Origin of the sequence: Novosphingobium sp. ERW19 (genome assembly GCF_012641315.1) — a bacterium.
GTDB lineage: Bacteria > Pseudomonadota > Alphaproteobacteria > Sphingomonadales > Sphingomonadaceae > Novosphingobium.
Genome location: NZ_JABAIC010000012.1, coordinates 61,581 through 81,555, shown reverse-complemented (window position 1 = coordinate 81,555; position 19,975 = coordinate 61,581). Strand labels below are relative to the sequence as shown.

General features: G+C 62.6%; 15 protein-coding genes. 7 read left to right on the top strand and 8 right to left on the bottom strand.

The features are described from left to right. Positions 1–39: 39 nt before the first annotated feature. Entirely contained in the window at positions 40–1,857 is a 1,818-nt protein-coding gene (gene lepA / locus HGI46_RS18900) for a translation elongation factor 4 (protein WP_118074206.1), read from the bottom strand. A 343-nt stretch (positions 1,858–2,200) separates the two neighbouring features. Here lepA and HGI46_RS18895 point away from each other — a divergent pair, with 343 nt between their 5' ends. After that, positions 2,201–3,601 (top strand): porin, encoded by a 1,401-nt coding sequence (locus HGI46_RS18895; RefSeq protein WP_240946894.1) that lies wholly within the window; start codon positions 2,201–2,203, stop codon positions 3,599–3,601. Positions 3,602–3,814: 213 nt separating this feature from the next. After that, positions 3,815–4,189: a glycine zipper 2TM domain-containing protein gene (locus HGI46_RS18890; RefSeq protein ID WP_118074207.1), complete on the top strand. Its 375-nt coding sequence runs from the start codon at positions 3,815–3,817 to the stop codon at positions 4,187–4,189. 51 nt (positions 4,190–4,240) lie between these two features. On the opposite strand, the gene HGI46_RS18885 is transcribed toward HGI46_RS18890, so the two are convergent. Continuing rightward, a complete protein-coding gene (locus HGI46_RS18885; protein ID WP_168905416.1) occupies positions 4,241–6,289 on the bottom strand; it encodes a S46 family peptidase in 2,049 nt (682 codons plus the stop codon). A 136-nt stretch (positions 6,290–6,425) separates the two neighbouring features. Here HGI46_RS18885 and HGI46_RS18880 point away from each other — a divergent pair, with 136 nt between their 5' ends. The 5 genes from HGI46_RS18880 (at position 6,426) to HGI46_RS18860 (ending at position 12,374) form a co-directional block, all read left to right on the top strand. Beyond that, entirely contained in the window at positions 6,426–7,700 is a 1,275-nt protein-coding gene (locus tag HGI46_RS18880; RefSeq protein WP_118074209.1) for a cyclopropane-fatty-acyl-phospholipid synthase family protein, read from the top strand. Positions 7,701–7,781: 81 nt separating this feature from the next. Beyond that, on the top strand, positions 7,782–9,299 hold the full coding sequence (locus HGI46_RS18875) for a carboxyl transferase domain-containing protein (RefSeq protein WP_168905415.1): 1,518 nt from the start codon (positions 7,782–7,784) through the stop codon (positions 9,297–9,299). Between the two features lie 115 nt (positions 9,300–9,414). Continuing rightward, the gene (locus HGI46_RS18870; protein WP_168905414.1) at positions 9,415–10,758 is read left to right on the top strand and encodes an aldehyde dehydrogenase family protein; all 1,344 of its coding nucleotides are present in this window, start codon (positions 9,415–9,417) and stop codon (positions 10,756–10,758) included. Positions 10,759–10,865: 107 nt separating this feature from the next. Beyond that, on the top strand, positions 10,866–11,042 hold the full coding sequence (locus tag HGI46_RS18865; protein ID WP_162896088.1) for a hypothetical protein: 177 nt from the start codon (positions 10,866–10,868) through the stop codon (positions 11,040–11,042). Between the two features lie 102 nt (positions 11,043–11,144). Continuing rightward, entirely contained in the window at positions 11,145–12,374 is a 1,230-nt protein-coding gene (locus tag HGI46_RS18860; protein WP_168905413.1) for an argininosuccinate synthase, read from the top strand. 875 nt (positions 12,375–13,249) lie between these two features. On the opposite strand, the gene HGI46_RS18855 is transcribed toward HGI46_RS18860, so the two are convergent. The 6 genes from HGI46_RS18855 to HGI46_RS18830 all read right to left on the bottom strand — a co-directional run bounded on the left by HGI46_RS18855 (position 13,250) and on the right by HGI46_RS18830 (position 19,894). Beyond that, positions 13,250–13,681 (bottom strand): CHRD domain-containing protein, encoded by a 432-nt coding sequence (locus HGI46_RS18855; RefSeq protein ID WP_168905412.1) that lies wholly within the window; start codon positions 13,679–13,681, stop codon positions 13,250–13,252. Between the two features lie 126 nt (positions 13,682–13,807). Then, positions 13,808–14,476: a pilus assembly protein TadE gene (locus HGI46_RS18850; RefSeq protein WP_168905411.1), complete on the bottom strand. Its 669-nt coding sequence runs from the start codon at positions 14,474–14,476 to the stop codon at positions 13,808–13,810. Next, positions 14,470–15,054: a TadE/TadG family type IV pilus assembly protein gene (locus HGI46_RS18845; RefSeq protein ID WP_168905410.1), complete on the bottom strand. Its 585-nt coding sequence runs from the start codon at positions 15,052–15,054 to the stop codon at positions 14,470–14,472. Before HGI46_RS18845 ends, HGI46_RS18850 begins: the two co-directional genes overlap by 7 nt. After that, positions 15,051–17,000 carry a Tad domain-containing protein gene (locus tag HGI46_RS18840; protein ID WP_168905409.1) on the bottom strand — a complete coding sequence of 650 codons (1,950 nt, stop codon included), beginning with the start codon at positions 16,998–17,000 and terminating at the stop codon, positions 15,051–15,053. The genes HGI46_RS18845 and HGI46_RS18840 overlap by 4 nt, the downstream gene beginning before the upstream one ends. Before the next feature lie 142 nt (positions 17,001–17,142). Next, positions 17,143–18,333 carry a CoA transferase gene (locus tag HGI46_RS18835; RefSeq protein WP_168905443.1) on the bottom strand — a complete coding sequence of 397 codons (1,191 nt, stop codon included), beginning with the start codon at positions 18,331–18,333 and terminating at the stop codon, positions 17,143–17,145. Between the two features lie 13 nt (positions 18,334–18,346). Continuing rightward, positions 18,347–19,894, bottom strand: a complete 1,548-nt coding sequence (locus tag HGI46_RS18830) for an acetyl-CoA acetyltransferase (RefSeq protein WP_168905408.1) — start codon at positions 19,892–19,894, stop codon at positions 18,347–18,349. Positions 19,895–19,975: the final 81 nt, after the last annotated feature.

Here is a 19,975-nt window from a genome sequence, read left to right as displayed (position 1 = left end):
ATCCTGCGGGCCTTTTCATGCCGAGCTTCAGGCGGAAACTTATTCCTCGCCCATGCGCAGCGCGGCGATGAAGGCTTCCTGCGGGATCGAGACGTTGCCGTACTCGCGCATGCGGGCCTTGCCCTTCTTCTGCTTTTCCAGAAGCTTCTTCTTGCGGGTAATGTCGCCGCCATAGCACTTGGCGGTGACGTCCTTGCGCATTGCCGCGATCGTCTCGCGCGCGACGACCTTGCCGCCGATTGCCGCCTGGACCGGGATCTTGAACAGGTGGCGCGGGATCAGGTCCTTGAGGCGTTCGCACATGTGACGCCCGCGCGCCTCGGCAGCGCTGCGGTGCACGATCATCGACAGCGCATCGACCGGCTCGTTGTTGACGAGAATGCTCATCTTCACAAGGTCGCCCTCGCGCAGGCCGATCTGCTCGTAGTCGAATGAGGCATAGCCCCGGCTGATCGACTTGAGACGGTCGTAGAAGTCGAACACCACTTCGTTGAGCGGCAGTTCGTAGGTGACCTGCGCGCGCCCACCGACATAGGTCAGACCGGTCTGCACGCCGCGACGGTCCTGACACAGCTTCAGCACCGAGCCGAGGTATTCGTCGGGCGTGTAGATGGTGCCCTTTATCCACGGTTCGTCGATCTGTTCGATACGGCTGGGATCGGGGTAGTCGGCCGGATTGTGCAGCAGGATCTCGCGCGCATCGTCATTGCGGCTGGCGCGCAACTGGATGCGGTAAACCACTGAAGGTGCAGTGGTAATCAGGTCGAGATCGTACTCGCGGCTGAGGCGTTCCTGAATGATTTCGAGGTGCAGCAATCCGAGGAAGCCGCAGCGGAAACCGAAGCCCAATGCTGCGCTCGATTCCATCTCGAAGCTGAACGATGCGTCGTTCAGACGAAGCTTGGCGATGCTCTCGCGCAGCTTTTCGAACTCGGCTGCGTCGACCGGGAAGATGCCGCAGAACACCACCGGCTGGACTTCCTTGAAGCCCGGCAGCGCTTCCTTGGCACCCTGCTTGACGGTGGTGATCGTGTCACCCACGCGGGCCTGCGCCACTTCCTTGATCTGCGCGGTGATGAAGCCGATTTCGCCCGGGCCCAGTTCGTCGAGCGTCTCGATCTTCGGCCGCATGCAGCCGACACGGTCGATCAGGTGCTCGGTCCCGCCGGCCATGAACTTGACCTGCAAGCCCTTCCTGATCACGCCGTCGATGACGCGAACGAGAATGACGACGCCAAGGTACGGATCGTACCACGAGTCCACCAGCATGGCCTTCAATGGCGCGGTGCGGTCGCCCTTCGGCGGCGGAATGCGCTCCACCACGGAATCAAGCACTTCCTCGATGCCGATGCCGGACTTGGCGCTGGTCATCACCGCGTTGCTGGCATCAAGCCCGATCACGTCCTCGATCTCCGCCTTGACCTTCTCGGGCTCGGCGGCGGGCAGGTCGATCTTGTTGATCACCGGCACGATCTCGTGGTCATGCTCGATCGACTGGTAGACGTTGGCGAGCGTCTGCGCTTCCACGCCCTGCGCCGCATCCACCACCAGCAACGCGCCTTCGCACGCGGCAAGGCTGCGGCTCACTTCATAGGCGAAGTCGACGTGGCCCGGCGTGTCCATCAGGTTCAGCTGATAGGTCTTGCCGTCCTTGGCCTTGTAGTCAAGGCGCACGGTCTGCGCCTTGATGGTGATGCCGCGCTCCTTCTCGATATCCATGTTGTCGAGCACCTGCTCGGACATTTCACGCTCGGAAAGGCCGCCGGTGTACTGGATCAGACGATCCGCCAGCGTCGACTTGCCGTGGTCGATATGGGCGATGATGGAGAAATTGCGGATCAGCGAAAGGTCGGTCATGTCGGTCTTTGAATGAAGCGGTGCGGTGCGCACCGGAGGGCCGTTAGCAGGTGTGCACCTGCGAGTCACGATGGCCCGAGTCTGCATTGGCGAAAGCACCAAAGCGCGATTCTTTGCAGATGCGCGTCAGTTTTTCGACATCGGACACAAAGCCGAAATATTATCCTTCCCTGCAGAATCAGGTAGATAAGTCGAACTTCTCGAAGCGAAATCCGCCATTGCGTCAACTGACTGTCACAAACCCGTCATTTTCAGCGCCTAGCGGCTCCGGCAACACAGTGAACGGAGAAGCAAAGTGTCGGCAAGCAAGGCGTTCAAGGCGGCGTTGGCAGCAACCGTCTTCCTGTCTGCACCGCAAGTCGCGGCAGCGGCGGAAGATCAGGACGCAAAGATCGCCAATCTTCAGCGCCAGGTCGACGAGCTGAAGGCCATCGTCAAGGCCATGCAGGCCGCCCAGGCTGCTCCGCAAATGGCTGCTTCTGCCCCTGCTGCAACTTCGGCCCCAGCCACGACAGCCTCATCGCAAACCGGCACCGCCGCCGCTCAACCGGTAGTGCTTGCTGCAGCGACGCCCGAGGCCAAGCCTGCGCCCAAGAAGAAGGCCTGGCACGAGAAGCTGATGATCCGCGGCTACACCCAGTTGCGCATGAACGAAATCGTCGGCGGCCCGAAGAACGCGCCTGCGGGCGTATCGCGCCTGCGTTCAGTGCAGGACAGCGGGATCAGCGAGAACGGAAACTTCACGCTACGCCGTGCGCGCCTTGTCGTGCAGGGAGACATCTCCGACCGCGTCTCGCTCTACATGCAGGGCGATATGGCCGCCGCGGTCAGCAACCAGTCGGCGAATGAATCGCGCCAGCATTTCTTCCAGATGCGCGATGCCTATGCCGACGTGTTCCTCGACAAGGCCAAGACCCTGAAGGTGCGCCTTGGCCAATCGAAAGTGCCCTACGGCTGGGAAAACCTCCAGAGCTCGTCGAACCGTGTCCCGCTGGATCGTACTGATGCGATCAACGCCCCTGTTCCCGGCGAACGTGATCTGGGCGTCGTGCTCTACTATACCCCCCCGAAGATCCAGAAGATCTGGGACGAGCTTACCCAGGATGGCCAGAAGCTGTTCGGCAATTACGGCGCCTTCGCGCTTGCCGCCTACAACGGGCAGGGCATCAACAAGGTTGAACGCAACGGCGGGCTGATGACGGTTGCCATGGCTACGATGCCGTTCCGGCTCGACGGCATTGGCCTTGACGGGCAGGTCGCGGAATTCGGCGTGACCGCGATGCGCAACCAGTTCCGTCCGGAAGTCCGCACCGGTGGCGTTTCGACGATCTCCTATGACGACAACCACGTGAACTTCCACGGCATGATCTATCCCAAGCCTTTCGGCATTCAGGCCGAATGGACTTTCGGGACTGCACCACAGTGGGACCGCACGCTTGGCGCAATCCGTTCGCAGCGCGCGTCCGGCGGCTATGTCATGGCCATGTACCGGATGCCGGAAACCCCGATCGGCCAGCTCATTCCGTTCGCACGCTGGCAGAAGTATCGCGGTGGCTGGAAGAGCGCGATCAACGCACCCCGCCTCGAAACCGACGAGTATGAGGTGGGCGTCGAATGGCTCCCGCTGAAGGAGCTGGAAGTGACGCTCAACTACGCCAATGTTTCCCGTACCGAAGCAGACGAACGACGGACCGGGCAGGCCAAGGGCGACGTGATCCGCGCGCAGGTGCAGTGGAACTACTGAACTCTCGCTCCTGAGGGTATCGGGCACTCCGGCACCGAAGGAATGGCTACCCGCTGACGTCCGTTTATCGCAGGCCAAAGGCGGGTCGTCGCTTGCTGCGCACAAGCCTCGCCCGTTCATCCGACGTTGTGGATCGTGCCGCAAGGATCGCCGTTGTCGCAGCAAATCGGTTCAACCGAACTGCAAGCATAGTTTCGACTACGGGAGCATCCCATGAGAAAGACCATTCTGGCCGCAACCCTGGCGGCCATCGCCCTTCCCGCTGCACCGGCCCTGGCAGATCCCCCGCACTGGGCTCCGGCTCACGGTCATCGGGCCAAGCATGACCGCATCTATGACAGCCGCGGTCGCTATCTCGAGCCGCGCCGCATCAGCAGCCGCGATACGGTTTGGCGCGGTCGCGACGGTCGCTATTATTGCAAGCGCAGCAACGGCACGACCGGGCTGATCATCGGCGCCGCCGGCGGCGCGCTTCTGGGCCGTGCCATCGACACGCGCGGCGATCGTGCGCTCGGCACGATCCTCGGCGCAGCCGGTGGTGCGCTGCTCGGTCGCGAGATCGAACGCAGCGGCGGTCGCTGCCGCTGAGCGGATTGCAGCCAGACATATTGGGGCGGTTCTGCGGAGCCGCCCCTTTTGCTATTTGTGGACCACTTCCTTGACCAGCGCCGGCGCCGGGTAGATCACTTCCAAGGCATGCTGGATTGCTGCCGTACTCACGACAACGGTCCTGTTTAACGCGCCCTGATAGCCGTAGTTGCCGCCGATCGAATGGATATTGCCGTCAAACGCCGCGCCGATCACGCTGCCGTTGCGGTCAATTACCGGCGAGCCTGAGTTGCCGCCAATGATGTCGTTGGTCGTGACGAAATCGAACGGCAAGGACTTGTCGATCTTCGCCTCGTTCGCCGCAAATGCACTGGCCAGATCGAACGTTTCGGCGCCTGTCGCCCGGTCGAATGCGCCGCCGATGGTGGTTACCGGCGCAACGTCCTGCCCGCGCTCCTTCCAGCCTTCGACCTTCCCATAGCTGATGCGCAGCGTGAACGTGGCGTCGGGATAGACATTGTTGCCATAGGCCATGAACCGCGCATCGGCGAGCCGGGCTCCCGCCTCGGCCAGAGGTCCGGCGTAGCGTTCGTCCACCAGCTTCTTCAGTTCACGCTCGCGTGCGTCGATCTTGCGGGCATAGACGATCATCGGGTCGGACGATGCTTCGATAGCCTTGCGCCCGCCATCCCACAGCGCCTTGCGTGCGGCGGGATCGGCCAGCGTCGTGCCGCCAACCAGCCGCTCGGCCAGCCCGTCCGGCGATTCCTTGCCAAGCAGGAGCCGGGTATCGGGATCATCGGCGCCGAGATACTCGCGCGCCTTCGACAGGCTCCATGCCAGCTCCAGTTGCTCCATCCACGGATAGACCGGGGCCTCGTCGAGCAGCGTCTTGGCGGTGAGTTCGAGGCTGGAATCGCGAAATTCCGGCAGACGCTCGGCGTTGGGCTTCTCCCGCTCTGCCGCGCCCTGCACCAGCTTCATGGCCTGATCCATCAGCGCCGAGTGCGGCACGATGAAACGCCACGGCACATAGATGTCGCGATAGGCCTGCACTGCCTTGGCGGTATCCGCCCAAGGATCGCCGATTCCCGGCTTGCCCATGGTCTTCGCCTTCAGGTCCGCCTCGGCATCGCCCAGCATCCTGAGGAACGCCGGATCGTTCAGCGCCTTCTGCCGCCCGATATAGACCTTGAGGCTGTTCTCGATGCCGAACAGTTCGTCAGCGCCCTCACGCTTCTGCTGCGGGCTCTTGTCCATGGCCGCGATCAGGCGCCCGCGCAGTTCGGACAGGATCGTGGTGGTCAGCGGAAGTCCAACCTCACGCTGGAAGGCGATCTGGTCGGTGGTGAATAGCCGCTGCGTTGCACCCGGATTGCCCACCACGAACGTCGCTTCGCCTACCTTCGGCCCGCGAGAGTTCCATGAGAGATGGGCAGGAGTTGGAACCGGTTTGCCATTCTCGTAAGCCCGCAGGAACGCAGCGTCGAGCGCATAGCGCGGGTAATTGAAATTGTCGGGATCGCCGCCGAAGAAGGCTGCCTGGAACTGCGGCGCCCAGGCCAGCCGCACGTCCGAATACTTGCGGTAGGTATAGAGCTTGTACTGCCCGCCTCCGAACAGCGTCACCACCTCGCAGCGCGTGGTCTTGCCATCCTTGCACCCGTCCTTCTCGATCCTCGCCACTTCCGCATCGCGCGCCTTGACCAGCGCTTCGCCAGTCGAAGCGCCGATCGCCGCCTTGACCCGCGCGGTCACGTCGGAAATCGCGGTTACGACCTCGGCCTGCTGGCCCGGGCATTTGAGTTCCTCCTCGCGCCGGGTGGGCACGAAGCCGTCCTTCAGGAGATCGCGCTTGTCGGTGGAGTTGTCCTGCGCGCATTCGACGACGCAATGGTGGTTCGTCAAGATCAGCCCCTCGGGCGAAACAAAGCTGGCCGAGCACCCTCCGGTCAGGCGCACCGCAGCGGCCTGCACGCGGCCAAGCCACTTGGCATCTGGTGCCCAGCCATAGTCCTTCTGCATCCTGGCCGTGGGGAAAGCATCGAAAGTCCACATGCCTTCATCGGCCAGCGCCTGCGAGGAATGGAACGACAACGCCAGCAGCGCAGCGGAAGCAGCGAGACGGAACTTGGCCATGCACCCGGTCCTGAAAGTTACAATTGCAATCGCATTAACCATTGCACGACATGAACGGATTTTAAAGTGACAATGTTACATGCACTGTTCGTCAATAAAGTCTTGCGACAGGATCGGCTTCGCATAACCTGTGTGCATGTGGCTGCTAGACCAGATGCTCAAAAGGCTGATCCGCAAGGGTAAGCTTGTCGTAATCGATCATGATGGCAAGGAGTATGCCTATGGCGAGCCATCCGCCCCGCCCCTGAAGATCCGTTTCACGGACAAGGGCGCGGCCATGCATGTCGCCAAGGACCCGCGAGTCGGCGCGGGCGAGGCGTACATGGACGGACGCATGGTCATCGAACCGCCGCACGATGTGCGCGATTTCGTCCTGTTCGTCATGGGCAATGCCAGCAACGCCGGCGGGATTGACCGCAAGGGCCCGGTCCGCAAGGCGCTTTCCAAGGTCGTCTCGCGCATCGACCAGATCAACCAGCGGGCGCAGGCCTCGAAGAACGTCGTTCACCACTACGACCTGACCCGCCAGTTCTACGAGCTATTCCTCGACGAGGACCGGCAATACACGATGGCCTACTTCCGCGATCCGGAAAACACGCTGGAGCGCGCTCAGGTCGACAAGAAGGCGCTGATCGCCTCCAAGCTGCGGCTGGTGCCGGGGCAGAGTTCAGGGATGCGCGTGCTGGACATCGGCTGCGGCTGGGGCGGCCTGGCGCTCTATCTCAACCGTCACTTTGGCTGCGAAGTGCTGGGCGTCAGCCTCGCCCCTGACCAGATCAGGTTCGCGCAGGAGCGCGCCGAGGAGGCCGGCGTGGCCGACAAGGTCAAGTTCCAGCTGATAGACTACCGCGATGTGCAGGGCCAGTTCGATCGCATCACCAGCGTCGGCATGATCGAACATGTCGGTGCGCCCAACTTCGGCGAGTACTTCGCCAAGACCAACGAATTGCTCGATCCTGATGGGATCATGCTGACCCACACGATCGGCCGCAAGGGCGCACCGGGAACGACCGACAAGTGGACGCGCAAGTACATCTTCCCGGGCGGCTACATCCCGGCGATGAGCGAACTGGTTTCCGCACTGGAGAAGACCGGCTGGGAAGTCGGCGACATCGAGGTCCTGCGCTACCACTATGCCTATACGCTGGCCGAATGGTACCGCCGCGCCACCATGCACCGTGAGGAGATCGTCGCGCTTTATGACGAGCGCCTGTTCCGCATGTGGCAATTCTACCTTGCCGGAGCCGAACAGAGCTTCCGCCACGGCGGCATGGTCAACTTCCACATCCAGAGCGTGAAGCGTCGCAGCGCGCTGCCGATGACCCGCGACTACATGCAGCAGGAATGGGCGCGACTGTCCGCTCTGGACGAAGCGCCGGAATGGCATCTGGAGCGCAAGGCGGCGGAGTAGGCGCGAAAGCGTCAAGCAATGGCGATTGCGCTGTTGGGGCAAATCGAGTGAACTGCCTCTCATAAACAGAGAGGACATCGCTTGAGCTGGGAACCCGAGGTCGAGGAACTGCGCCGTCGTGAGGCGCTGGCCGAGCAGATGGGCGGCGCCGAAAAGGTCGCCCGCCAGCACGGCCGCGGCAAGCTCGATGCCCGCGCGCGCATTGCCGGGCTGGTCGATGCCGGATCGTTTCGCGAGATCGGCAAGATCGCCGGCAAAGGCTCCTACGGGCCTGACGGCGAACTGCTCGATCTCGCCCCCTCCAACCTGATCTTCGGCCGCGCCAACATCGAAGGGCGCCCGGTCGTCGCCTCGGCAGATGACTTCACCGTGCGCGGTGGGGCAGCCGACGCCGCCATCGCGCGCAAGTTCATCCAGTGCGAGCAGATGGCGCACACCCTGAAGATTCCGCTGATCCGCATGATCGACGGGACCGGCGGCGGCGGATCGGTGCGGACTCTCGAAGACATTGGCGCGACTTACGTCCCGGCCACGCCCGGCTGGGGCCAAGTCGTCAAGAACCTCGAGACCGTGCCGGTCGTCGCTCTATCGCTCGGCCCGACTGCTGGCCTTGGTGCGGCGCGCGTTGTCGCCAGCCATTATTCGATCATGGTCAAGGGCCTCTCCCAGTTGTTTGCTGCAGGCCCGGCAGTCGTTTCCGCCATCGGTGAAGACCGCAGCAAGGAAGAGCTTGGCGGCAGCGCCATCCACACCCGTAACGGCGTGGTCGATGAGGAAGTTGCCAGCGAAGCCGAGGCGTTCGCCCGTGCCCGCCGGTTCCTCTCCTACCTGCCGAGCCACGTCGGTGCCCCTGCCCCTCGCGCCGCCGCGACAGACCCGGCCGAAAGGCGCGAGGACTTCCTGATCGATCTTGTCCCGCGCGAGGCCAAGCAGGTCTACTCCATGCGCCGGCTGCTCGACGCCGTGGTTGACAGGGGTTCATTGTTCGAGATGGGTCGTCTGTGGGGCCGCGCTGTCATCACAGCTTTCGCCCGGCTCGACGGCTGGCCCGTGGCGGTCGTCGCCAGCGACCCCAGCTATCTCGGCGGATCATGGGATGCGCGCAGCAGCGAGAAGGCCGAACGCTTCATCAAGCTCGCCGATCAGTTCCGCCTGCCGATCGTCCACCTGGTCGACAACCCCGGCTTCATGATCGGCCACACCGCCGAAAGTACCGGCACGATCCGTTACGGCGTGCAGGCGATGAATGCGATCTACAAGGCTACCGTGCCGCTTTGCTCCGTTATCGTCCGCCGCGCCTACGGCATCGCCGGCAGCGCGATGAGCAATGCCGAGAGCTTCCAGTACCGCTTTGCCTGGCCATCGGGGGACTGGGGCAGCCTGCCCATCGAAGGCGGTATCGAAGTGGCTTACAAGTCAGAGATCGAGGCAGCCGAGGACCCGACAGCGCACCTCGAAAGCATCCGCGACCGGCTGAACCGGGTGCGCTCACCCTTCCGCACCGCCGAGCGTTTCGGTGTGGAAGACATCATCGATCCACGAGACACCCGTCCCCTGCTCTGCGAATTCGCCGATCTGGCCTGGCGGACCCTGCCCTGAGCCATCAGGTGAAATCTGCGGCACTGGCAATGGAATGAAACTCGCCGAGACGTTGCCATCGAAGAGACTGTTCGTTAGCAAGACTAACGAACAAATCTCAGCAGGGTGCCTTTCGATGACCGCTCCTACCGCAGCCGACCTCTCCGCCGAAATCCAGCGTGTCTTCGCGCTCCAGCAGGCCCATATGTGGGAAGCCAAGGCCTCGAGCGCCGAAGTCCGCAAGGAGAAGCTCGCGCGCCTGAAGGCTGCGGTGGAAGCCCACGCCGACGATATCGTCGCAGCCGTGCTGGAAGACACCCGCAAGCCGGTCGGCGAAATCCGCGTGACCGAAGTGCTCAACGTTACCGCCAACATCCAGCGCAACATCGATAATCTCGATGAGTGGATGAAGCCGACGGAAGTCCAGACCTCGCTGAACCCCGCGGACCGCGCGCAGATCGCCTATGAAGCGCGCGGCGTCTGCCTGATCCTCGGGCCGTGGAACTTCCCTCTCGGCCTCGCACTTGGCCCGGTGGCCGCCGCCATTGCGGCCGGCAACACCTGCATCGTCAAGCTGACCGACCTGTGCCCGGCAACGGCGAAGATCGCCTCGGTCATCATCAAGGAAGCTTTCGACGAAAGGGACGTAGCGCTGTTCGAAGGCGACGTTTCGGTGGCAACTGCCCTGCTGGACCTGCCCTTCCACCACATCTTCTTCACCGGCAGCCCCCGCGTTGGCAGGATCGTCATGGCCGCCGCCGCCAAGCACCTCACCAGCGTGACTCTGGAACTCGGTGGCAAGTCCCCGGTCATCGTCGACGACAGCGCCGACATCGACCAGATCGCCGCGCAGCTTGCCGCTGCCAAGCAGTTCAATGGCGGGCAGGCTTGCATCAGCCCTGACTACGTGTTCGTGAAGGAAGACAAGAAGGCTGCGCTGGTGGAAGGCTTTCGCGCCAACGTCGCAAAGAACCTCTATGACGAAAGCGGCGCGCTGAAGAAGGACAGCATCGCACAGGTCGTCAACAAGGCGAACTTCGACCGGGTGAAGGCAATGTTCGACGATGCCGTTGCCAAGGGCGCGACCGTTGCCGTTGGCGGCACGTTCGAAGCCGCTGACCTTACCGTCCACCCGACGATGCTGACCGACGTGACACCGCAGATGACGATCCTGCAGGACGAAATCTTCGCCCCGGTCATCCCGGTGATGACCTACGACACCCTCGACCAGGCCATCGGCTACATCGAGGCACACGACAAGCCGCTGGCGCTCTACGTCTACAGCAAGGACGAGGACAACATCGAGAAGGTCCTCGCCCGCACCTCGTCAGGTGGCGTAACCGTCAATGGCGTGTTCTCGCACTACCTTGAGAACAACCTGCCGTTCGGCGGCGTGAACACCAGCGGCATGGGTAGCTATCACGGATACTTCGGCTTCAAGTGCTTCAGCCACGAGCGCGCGATCTACCGGCACAGCTGAGCCAGGCCCCAAGCCTCGGAACCAGACGCAACTCCGGAGGTTGCTGCACCAAACGGTGCAAAGGCGGCGGCGCACCATTCCGCCGCCTTCGTCTTGGGAGGCGCCTCGTGTCGGCATTGAGTTATCACGCAGCAAGCGCTGCCAATCTGGTAGAGGGCGTCGCCGAGATCACCACCGACGTACTTCGACACCACCTCTACCAGTCGCTGATGCTGGCGGATGAACTCAAGATGCACGCCCTCAGCGCGAGCGTATGCGAACTTCTCAGATCACTCGATCCCTGAGCCCGGAGGTCTCGGTGAGGCAGGGTATTCAAGCTTTGGTTGCACCCCTGCCCCCCGCCTGTTAGGCGCGCGGCGCGTTATTCAAGGGGAGTCGCTCCGCCCATGTCCGGTCCTGACAAGTCAGATATCAAGAAGGTCGTCCTCGCCTATTCCGGCGGCCTCGACACTTCCGTCATCCTCAAGTGGCTGCAGGTCACCTACAACTGCGAAGTGGTGACCTTCACCGCCGACCTCGGCCAGGGCGAGGAGCTTGAGCCCGCGCGCGCCAAGGCCAAGCTGATGGGCGTGCCCGACGAGAACATCTACATCGATGATCTGCGCGAGGAATTCGTGCGCGATTTCGTCTTCCCGATGATGCGCGCCAACGCCCGTTACGAGGGCGACTATCTGCTCGGCACTTCGATCGCCCGCCCGCTCATTTCCAAGCGCCTGATCGAGATCGCGCGGGAAACCGGCGCCGACGCCGTCGCCCACGGCGCGACCGGCAAGGGCAACGACCAGGTTCGCTTCGAGCTGTCGGCCTATGCGCTCGAACCTGGCATCAAGGTCATCGCCCCGTGGCGCGAATGGGACCTCACCAGCCGCACCGCGCTGATCGCATGGGCCGAAGCGCACCAGATCCCCGTCCCCAAGGACAAGCGTGGCGAAAGCCCGTTCTCGACCGACGCGAACCTCCTCCACACCTCGTCCGAGGGCAAGGTGCTGGAAAATCCGTGGGAAGAAACCCCGGATTACGTCTATTCGCGCACGGTCAATCCCGAAGACGCGCCGGATACCCCGGAATACATCACCATCGACTTCGAAAAGGGCGACGGCGTGGCGCTCAATGGTCAGGCGATGTCGCCGGCCACCCTGCTGGCTGCGCTCAACGACCTTGGCCGCAAGCATGGCATCGGCCGTCTCGACCTCGTCGAGAACCGCTTCGTCGGCATGAAGAGCCGCGGCATGTATGAAACGCCGGGCGGCGAGATCTATGCGCGCGCCCATCGCGGGATCGAAAGCATCACGCTCGATCGCGGTGCGGCGCACCTCAAGGACGAGCTCATGCCCAAGTACGCAGAACTCATCTACAACGGCTTCTGGTTCAGCCCCGAGCGTGAGATGCTGCAGGCGGCGATCGACCACAGCCAGGCCCGGGTCAATGGCACGGTCCGGCTCAAGCTGTACAAGGGCAATGCCTCGGTCGTTGGCCGCAAGTCGCCCGACAGCCTCTACTCCGAACGCCACGTGACGTTCGAGGACGATGCCGGTGCCTATGACCAGAAGGACGCAGCCGGCTTCATCAAGCTGAATGCGCTCCGGTTGCGCCTTCTGGCGCAGAGAAACCAGTAAACGCTTGCGCCTTCTGGCCCAGCAAGGCCGCTGATTGCTGCGCTTCGGCGTTGCACAATAGCTATCCACCGAAAGGTGCGGGGGTTGTGGATAACTCCCGCACTTTTTGCTTGCGCGACTCAGGGATGAGGCGCAGCTTTTACATGTCGAGGGTGCACAAAGCCTTGGAAATCAGGACTTAAAGACCTGAACTTTCAGGATTAAGTGCACAACGGCACGAACACGGACAGTTTGCAGCGTAACCAACCGGCAGGCACCTTCGGGCTGATCTGCGGATGCGCGAAACTGCGGCTTTCGTGATCGGACAAGGAATGCAAAACGGCATCGTTTTCCACGGTGCAGCGCGCGGTCAGGCTTCGGTCTCCATCCGGCGCGATGCGGCGCAGACAAAGGTGACGGACAGCATTTCACCCCGCCGAACGGGGGCAACCAACCGGCCAGATATCGGTCTGGACGGAAGTGGGCCACTGGCCGAAGGGGAAACGCCCACGAACGGCTTTACCGGATCGCTTGCAGAAGCAACCGGGACAGTCGCGGAAATGCGGAGCGACGGAGGAGTGCCTGCACTCGACCGGCGCAGGCGGACGAAAGGACGGATAGCGGCGCGACCTTGTGCGAAAGCACGGATCGGCAGCAGCCCAGGGGCTACGCGCCCCGGACGGCATCCGCCTCGACGACCGCCAAGCGCAAAGCGCGCTCCGTCAGGCAACGCCAGGCAGCGTTTGGCCGTCAGCAATGACAGCCCAGCGCGAAATGGTCGAAGCCAGCCGCGACCAGACAAGCCGGAACGGACGTAGAGTGGGGGCCGGCAGCAATGCTGGCCCCCATTTGCTGTCCCCCCGCGCGACCTTCAACCTGTGAAGCGAGCAGGCGCGTCACTTCACCTCAAGCTGCCCCCGCACCGCACCCTTCGGGAAATCGGCGGTATGGACATTGACGTAGTAGCCTCCCGGCGCAGCGACGATCTTCTTGAGAAGTTCGGGTTCCATCGCGATGCAATCATCGCTGTCCTTGCCGGTCACGTCGATCGTGGCGACTGGCTTGCCGTCGTTGCCGGCAGTGCCTTCATGGACGTGGGCCATGGTCGGCTTGGCGATCTTGTCGGCCCACAAGGTAAAGCAGAAATCGCCAGTCTCGTCATCGGCGTCGGCCTTGAAGCCGCCCATGCCATCGGGATCGCCGCCCGCCGTCTCGGCAGCGCCGCCAAGCGTGGCGACAAGTGTTACCGGCTTGGCCACAGCCGGGCTGGTCGCTCCTGCGGCCAAGGCAATCATAGCGGTCATCGCTGCGACGTCTGCATGCTTCATCGCGATCTCTCCCTGTTTCGGCCCGTTCGCAAGCGACTCCGCCTGACTGCAGGCCACTCCGCCAGACTACACCCTCCTAGCACTTGCGGAAATTGATTGCGCGCAAGCTGTCAGTTCTGGCTCCGCTCAGCCACAGGGATAGGCCCCGCCTGTTCCGGTAACCCCGGGCGTGAGGTTGCGGTTGTCGCGGATCAGGAATGCTCCCTCCTTGCGCATCACGGGATTGTCGACGAACAGATCACCCATCAGCCCCTGATGCTGATAGTAGACTTCGACAAACATCACCGCGCTGTTGGCCGACGCCGTGATCTTGGTCGGCCCGCTTCCCATTCCGGCCAGCGCCGTACCGTTTAGCCCGTTTCGCGTGCTGTCATTGCCATAAGCGGATTGCCGCGATAGCCGCCCGTAGCAGCGCTGCCAGCGGATGTACTGCTTCCCCGTTGCGGCATCGCGTTCAAGGCTTGAGAGAATGATCCTGCCCCGGGTCGCGAAATCAAGGCCTGCTGCCTGCTCCTGCGCGCCACGCATGACCTCGTTGATGTCGCCTTCGCTTACTGTCGGCGTGACCACGCTGTTGTCAGTCTGCCCGATGCGCGAAGCATTGTCCGCCAGCGAGAGCGCGATCTCGCTGATCTTCATGTCGACAGAGTTCATGTAGGCCACTTCGAGCCCATAGAGCGCGATCGACAGGATGAACGGCGTGATGATCGCGAACTCGACGACGGAAACGCCCGAGCGATCCCGAGCGAGACGTTTGGCACAACGGCCTAGTTTGGCGGAAACTGTCCTCAGCATACGCGCGGAGTCGATCCGTAGCTGCCGTCCTGCAGAGCGAAAGGCTGGTTGCGCTTCACAGCAATGGCGGTGATCTCGCGCCGGCTCCAGTCAAGCGGCACGATGGGCACGGCGAACACGGGATCGTATTGCACCCGCACCGTATAGACGATCACATCGTTCGCGCCGCCATTGCCGGTCCGGCCCAGGTCCTCGTCCCACGATCCGTTGCCGTTTTCGTCCGTATACCCCTCGCCCGGCGAGCACGCCCCATCGCCGTTCTTGTCGTCGAGCGGCTCGCCCTTGTTGGTGCGGGCAAAGTCGTAATAGCTCTTGCGGGTGGAAGTCACCTGCGCACCGGGCACGATCGGGCGCATGGCGCTGATCACCTTGGCGTCGGCAACGGAGGTGTCGCCGGTCTCCAGCGTGGAATCGCGTGCAGCCTTCTCGACCGCGCCATCCAGGACACCTTTGGCGTAAACCATTTGGCCAAGGTCGAGGCAACCCACCAGCGCCAGCAGGAACGCCGGAGCCACAAACGCGAACTCGATGGTGGTGACGCCGCCGTTCTCGCCGTGCAGTGTAAGAAGTTTCTTCATTGATACACCCGCAATTCGCCCACGTTCTTCGCGATTTCCTGGAAGGCGCTGTTCAGCTGTGTCGCATTTGTCGCCAGAAACGAGCTGTTGCTCGATGCGCAGTACGTCAGATCCGAAGTGAGGCTCGAGGCGAAGGCGATCACCCACACGCGAAACCCCTTGTCCTTGGCGTTGTCGCAAAGGGCGCGGAAGCGCAGCGTGTGGCGAGCGGCCTGATTGCTCGAGCCATCGTCGGTTATCCGGCGATCATGCCATTCTATGCCATAGCTCGACTGGATCGTGTTACTCGGCTCCATCTGCCCGTCGGTCATGAAGATGATGTGGCGCGAAACCTTGCCACCGTTGGTCGGCGCGATATTCACGGTGTCTGCCCATGGCCCCTGCGGGGAACTCAACCGCAGCCCCCAAAGCATGCCCAGATCGTGGTAGGTCGAACCGGCAGCGGCCAGTGCGTCGGCATAGCCATAGAACGCCGACTGGTTCATGGTTGACAGCAGTTGCGCCTGATAGGGGCAATAGGACGAGGCCCTGCTCCCTTGCGAGGTCTGCACGGCATCGGTCAGGTAGGTGTTGCCCCAGTACGTCGTCGTTCGATAGTAGGCCAGTTCAGGCCACATCGGCCCCCACTTGGTTTCGGCGTCACCATCCGGAACAAGATCAACGTCAAGATCCAGCGCAGTCGAGGGGGACATGCCCGTGACGCTGGAGTAGCTGATGCTGCTCGTGGCATCGGTCTCGCGCTCCTCGATGCAGCCACCCCAGGTGTAGCTGACCGCCGCACCGCTGCTGCCGTTAGGTTTGCTGACCGCCGCGAATGTCTTATACACGCTTGTGTCGACATTGCTCACCTCCCGATAGATCCAGTTGGCGAACTCCTGGCGTGTCCGCGTTTCGTAGATGGGATCGGACGTGGCGTAGTTCCGCGTGATGAAGTCGCGCGTGGTATTGTAGTAGTCCACACGCCAGCGGTTGTTGTTCCTGCGCTGGCAAATATAGGTGGTCTTGCTTTGGGGCTGAGCGGTGGTGCTGGTCACGACCTGCTGCCCCGCCCCGTTCGTTGTCGTGCTCGACGAGGTCGTCGCACTGCCACTGTTGGCCCAGTCAATATCGGCAGGGCGAGCGCTGTTGCAGGCGGCCTGCGAGCTATAGTTGGTCGAACTGTATTGCGTCGTGCCGCCGATCGTTTCGGTCGAGTAGGTTTGCTCGCTGGTGTTGACCGGTGCGGCCCAGCCGGTGAACACCCGCTCGGTAATCGTGTTGAATACCGGCTCGCGCGTCTGGATCGGCCATGTGTCCGCCAAATATGCCGGATTCAGGTTGTAGATCAGCCGCCCCACGTTCACCGACGAGCTGTAGGGTACAAACGAATAGCGGATGCGTGCGTTCGAACCTTGCGTGGCCGTGGCAACCGTATCGTAGAAGTTCTTCATTGCCACGCGCAGCGCCTGGATGCGGGTCTGGCTGGTGCCGGACAGCGTGTTGCCCATGGAGCCGGTGGTATCGAGCACCATGGTAATGTCGCTGTTGCCCACGCCCATCGTGGCGCTGCAGGCCACACTGACCGGGATCGTTTCCACGCCCAGCAGGTTCATCACTGCCGTCTGAACCGTCGTCGAAGCCGTGCCCGAGATCAGATTGCCGTTGTTGGCCGATGCCGTGGCGAATGTTGTCCCGGTCGCACCAAGCTCCCCTTCCACGAAGTTGGTATTGAAGTAGGCGTTTGCCTGATTCCGCGCGGCCGTGTCATAGCCGTTGGTCGTAACAGCGCGTCGTCCGGCGAGTGTGCCAGCATCACAAGCCGTCTGCAGCCGGTTGCGCGCCTTGTAGACCCGGTTGATATCAAGCCCGCCGCCGATCAGCGCGACGATGACCGGCACGCTGGCAGCAGCGATCGGCAGAACGCTGCCGCCAGTGCTCGCAAAAAGCCTTCTGATGAACCTCGCCATGCCGTCCCGCTTTGCCCTTGCCATCGCTGACACTGGCTAAAGCGGCTCAAGACGGTTTCCAGAACCTTACCTTTATCGGGAATTCATAGGAGCTTTAGTCGTATTTAATCCGTAGTTTTATCAATAGAAACAAACACATATTTTAACCATCTTTTGTGGCTGAAAAAGCCTGCCATCCGTGAGCCCTGACCTCCTCACTGTTGGCACCGGCCACCGGCGGGAAGAGCACCGGTTTACCATTCCCGGAAACCGCAAAACGCACCGGAGCGGCCTGCTCGAAGTATGCGCCCTCCACCGGGTGCTCGCGTCGGCGGAAAAACCCTGTCTCCTGCAGATGCGGATCATCCATCACGTCGGCCAGATCGCGTACCGCTTGCGCGGGGATCTGGGCTGCATGGCACCGCGCCAAGATCTCCGCAGTCGGCAAGGCCAGGGTGAACCGCGCTATCGCCTGATACAGTTCGGGCTGGGCCTTCAACCGAAGTTGCGGCGTCGAGAGGTGCTCCTGATTCAGGAAGTCCGGCTGCCCGAGCAGCGCGAAGATGCGTATCCAGGCATCGTCGGTATAGGCAACGATGCTGATCCAGCCATCGGCTGTCGGGAAAGGCTGGCGATCGGGATCGATCTGCCGTGCATAGCCCGCAGGCCCGTTGGGTGGGTCGAACGTCTTGCCGCCAAGGTGTTCAAGCAGCATGAAGCTTGAAAACACCTCGAACATCGGCACTTCCACCCTTTGCCCTTCGCCTGTCCGCTGCTTGTGCACGATAGCGGCCATTGCTGCATAGGCGGCATGCAGGCCTGCCACCTTGTCGGCGATCAGCGACGGGAGATAGCGCGGGCGCGGGTTGCCATCGACACGAGGCAACAGCGTCGCCGCGCCGGTCGCCGCCTGGATCACGTCATCGTAGGCCTGCAGGTCGGCATAGGGACCGTCCTGACCAAAGCCGACGCAATGGACGTAGATCAATCCGGGATTGACGGCCTTGAGCGCCTCGTAATCCAGCCCGATCCGCTCGAGCGCCTTGCCCCGCACGTTCACCACGAACACGTCTGCATCGCGCAGCAGTTTGAGCATGATGGCGCGGTCGGCCTCGTCCTTCAGGTCGAGGGCAACGGACTTCTTGCCACGGTTGAGCGCCATCCATGCCGGTGCCATGCCCGGCGTCACCGCTGCTCTTGCCGACCAGCGAAACGCATCGCCAATGCCGGGCGCCTCGACCTTGATCACGTCTGCGCCGAGATCCGCCATGATCTGGGTGGCATAAGGGCCGAAGACCACGGTTGTCAGATCGACAACGCGGATGCCCTCAAGGAGAACCGGATTTTCCGCCACCTGCCCTGTCCCTTCAGTCAAACGCAAAGCTGTTTCTTTTGTCACCAGGCGTAATCACGACGCGCCTGCCGAGCGGATCGCTCTCCAGCATCGTGGCAACGGTGGTGGCATCGCGCGTGGTGGCAACGAAGCGCCCACCTGTGTCGAGTTCGCCGATCACGATGGCCTGCTCGGGCACGCCTTTGGCAAAAATCACCGTAAATGTGCCGATGCGGCCCTGCCCTTGCGCTGCAACCGCCATGGTGGCCATCGGCACGGCATCAAGTTGCGCCTGCAGTTCCGCACTCTGGCACCCCGGCCATTCACGCGGTTCGCTGGACAGTACCGCTGCACCATACTTGGACTGGAAGCCTCCGTTCAGGCCAACCAGACCCTTGGCTCCAGGCTTGCCGCGCAAGACCTCGACCATGCTCGCCAGCGCATGGGTGGAGTAGTTGTTGCCAGCGCCGCCGAAGTAGGGAAGGCCGCCGGTAACCGTCAGACCGCGCGGATCGTCTGCCGCAAGGCCCAGCCCGTCTATCGCGGCATTGAACACCGGAACGGGGAAGCAGGAGTAGAAGTCGAACGCTGCGATTGCGTCCGCGGTGGCGTTCGCCTGCGACAGCGCGGCGGCGATGGCAGCATTTGCAGCGGGATAGGCCCCGATATCCGGCCGTTCCAGCAGTTCCCGCTCGTTGGCCAAGGCGGCCCCATGAAGATAGATCCACCTGTCTTCGGGTACCGCGGCCGCGCGCGCCGCCCTGGCCGACATCACAACGAGCGCCGCTGCCTGGTTCACCTGATCGCGGGAGACGAGCTTCAGCGGATAGGGATCGCAGATCATCCGGTTGCGCTCGGCGGGGGTGGCAATCTCCGCGGCGCTCATCGGCTTGACCGCGCCTGCGCTGTAGGGATTTCCTGCCGCAACATTCGTGAACGGCGCGAACAGGTTCCCCATTTCGCGGCCATAGGCTTCGCGCGACAGCCCCAGCCGCGCTCGGCGCGCATTCTCGCACAAGGCATAGGCCGTAACCGGTGCGCGAATGCCATGGGCTATGCTGGTGGCCGAAAGCGTACCTTCAAAGCCCAGGCCTTTGTCGATCCACTGCACACCCATCGCATCGGGGTCATCGCTCTCCGCCCAGTCCCGCATCTCACCCTTGGCCACGAGATGGCGCACCGTCGAAATCGCCTCGCTGCCGAACATCAAGCCTGCGGACACGGCACCTGCCGCGATGCGATTCCCAAGATCGGCCAGCAGGGCCAGCGGAGACTGCCCCCCCACCTTCTCGAGGATCGCGACCTCAGGCTTGATGCCAAGCCTCCGGGCAACTGCCAGCGGCAGCTTGTCGGCCCGGCCGAACGGAACCTGCATGGCGCCTGATTCCTCGAACGTCCGGATTGAACCGACCGCTTGCACCAGCGCAGCGACCGCCGGACCTGCTTGCGTATCGGCAAGAGCCGCGCGGGCTGCCGCAGCCGCAAGATCGACAAACGACAGGCCGACATATCCGGGCTCGTCGATCCGTTCGACGAACTGGCCAACCCCGACAATGACCGGGGTGTTTTCCGACAGGGGCATGGCATCCTTTCCTGCTTTTTCGACAGGCTAGGAGCGCTCGGTCGCAGCGTCCAATCGATTTAATCTTTCGATTTATAGTAA

Excerpts from the sequence above, each read along its gene's own strand:
- HGI46_RS18830 (WP_168905408.1), bottom strand. The coding sequence starts at position 19,894 with ATGCCCCTGTCGGAAAACACCCCGGTCATTGTCGGGGTTGGCCAGTTC.
- HGI46_RS18840 (WP_168905409.1), bottom strand. The coding sequence starts at position 17,000 with ATGGCGAGGTTCATCAGAAGGCTTTTTGCGAGCACTGGCGGCAGCGTT.
- HGI46_RS18885 (WP_168905416.1), bottom strand. The coding sequence starts at position 6,289 with ATGGCCAAGTTCCGTCTCGCTGCTTCCGCTGCGCTGCTGGCGTTGTCG.
- HGI46_RS18880 (WP_118074209.1), top strand. The coding sequence starts at position 6,426 with ATGTGGCTGCTAGACCAGATGCTCAAAAGGCTGATCCGCAAGGGTAAG.
- HGI46_RS18855 (WP_168905412.1), bottom strand. The coding sequence starts at position 13,681 with ATGAAGCATGCAGACGTCGCAGCGATGACCGCTATGATTGCCTTGGCC.
- HGI46_RS18870 (WP_168905414.1), top strand. The coding sequence starts at position 9,415 with ATGACCGCTCCTACCGCAGCCGACCTCTCCGCCGAAATCCAGCGTGTC.
- HGI46_RS18850 (WP_168905411.1), bottom strand. The coding sequence starts at position 14,476 with ATGCTGAGGACAGTTTCCGCCAAACTAGGCCGTTGTGCCAAACGTCTC.
- HGI46_RS18890 (WP_118074207.1), top strand. The coding sequence starts at position 3,815 with ATGAGAAAGACCATTCTGGCCGCAACCCTGGCGGCCATCGCCCTTCCC.
- HGI46_RS18860 (WP_168905413.1), top strand. The coding sequence starts at position 11,145 with ATGTCCGGTCCTGACAAGTCAGATATCAAGAAGGTCGTCCTCGCCTAT.
- lepA (WP_118074206.1), bottom strand. The coding sequence starts at position 1,857 with ATGACCGACCTTTCGCTGATCCGCAATTTCTCCATCATCGCCCATATC.
- HGI46_RS18845 (WP_168905410.1), bottom strand. The coding sequence starts at position 15,054 with ATGAAGAAACTTCTTACACTGCACGGCGAGAACGGCGGCGTCACCACC.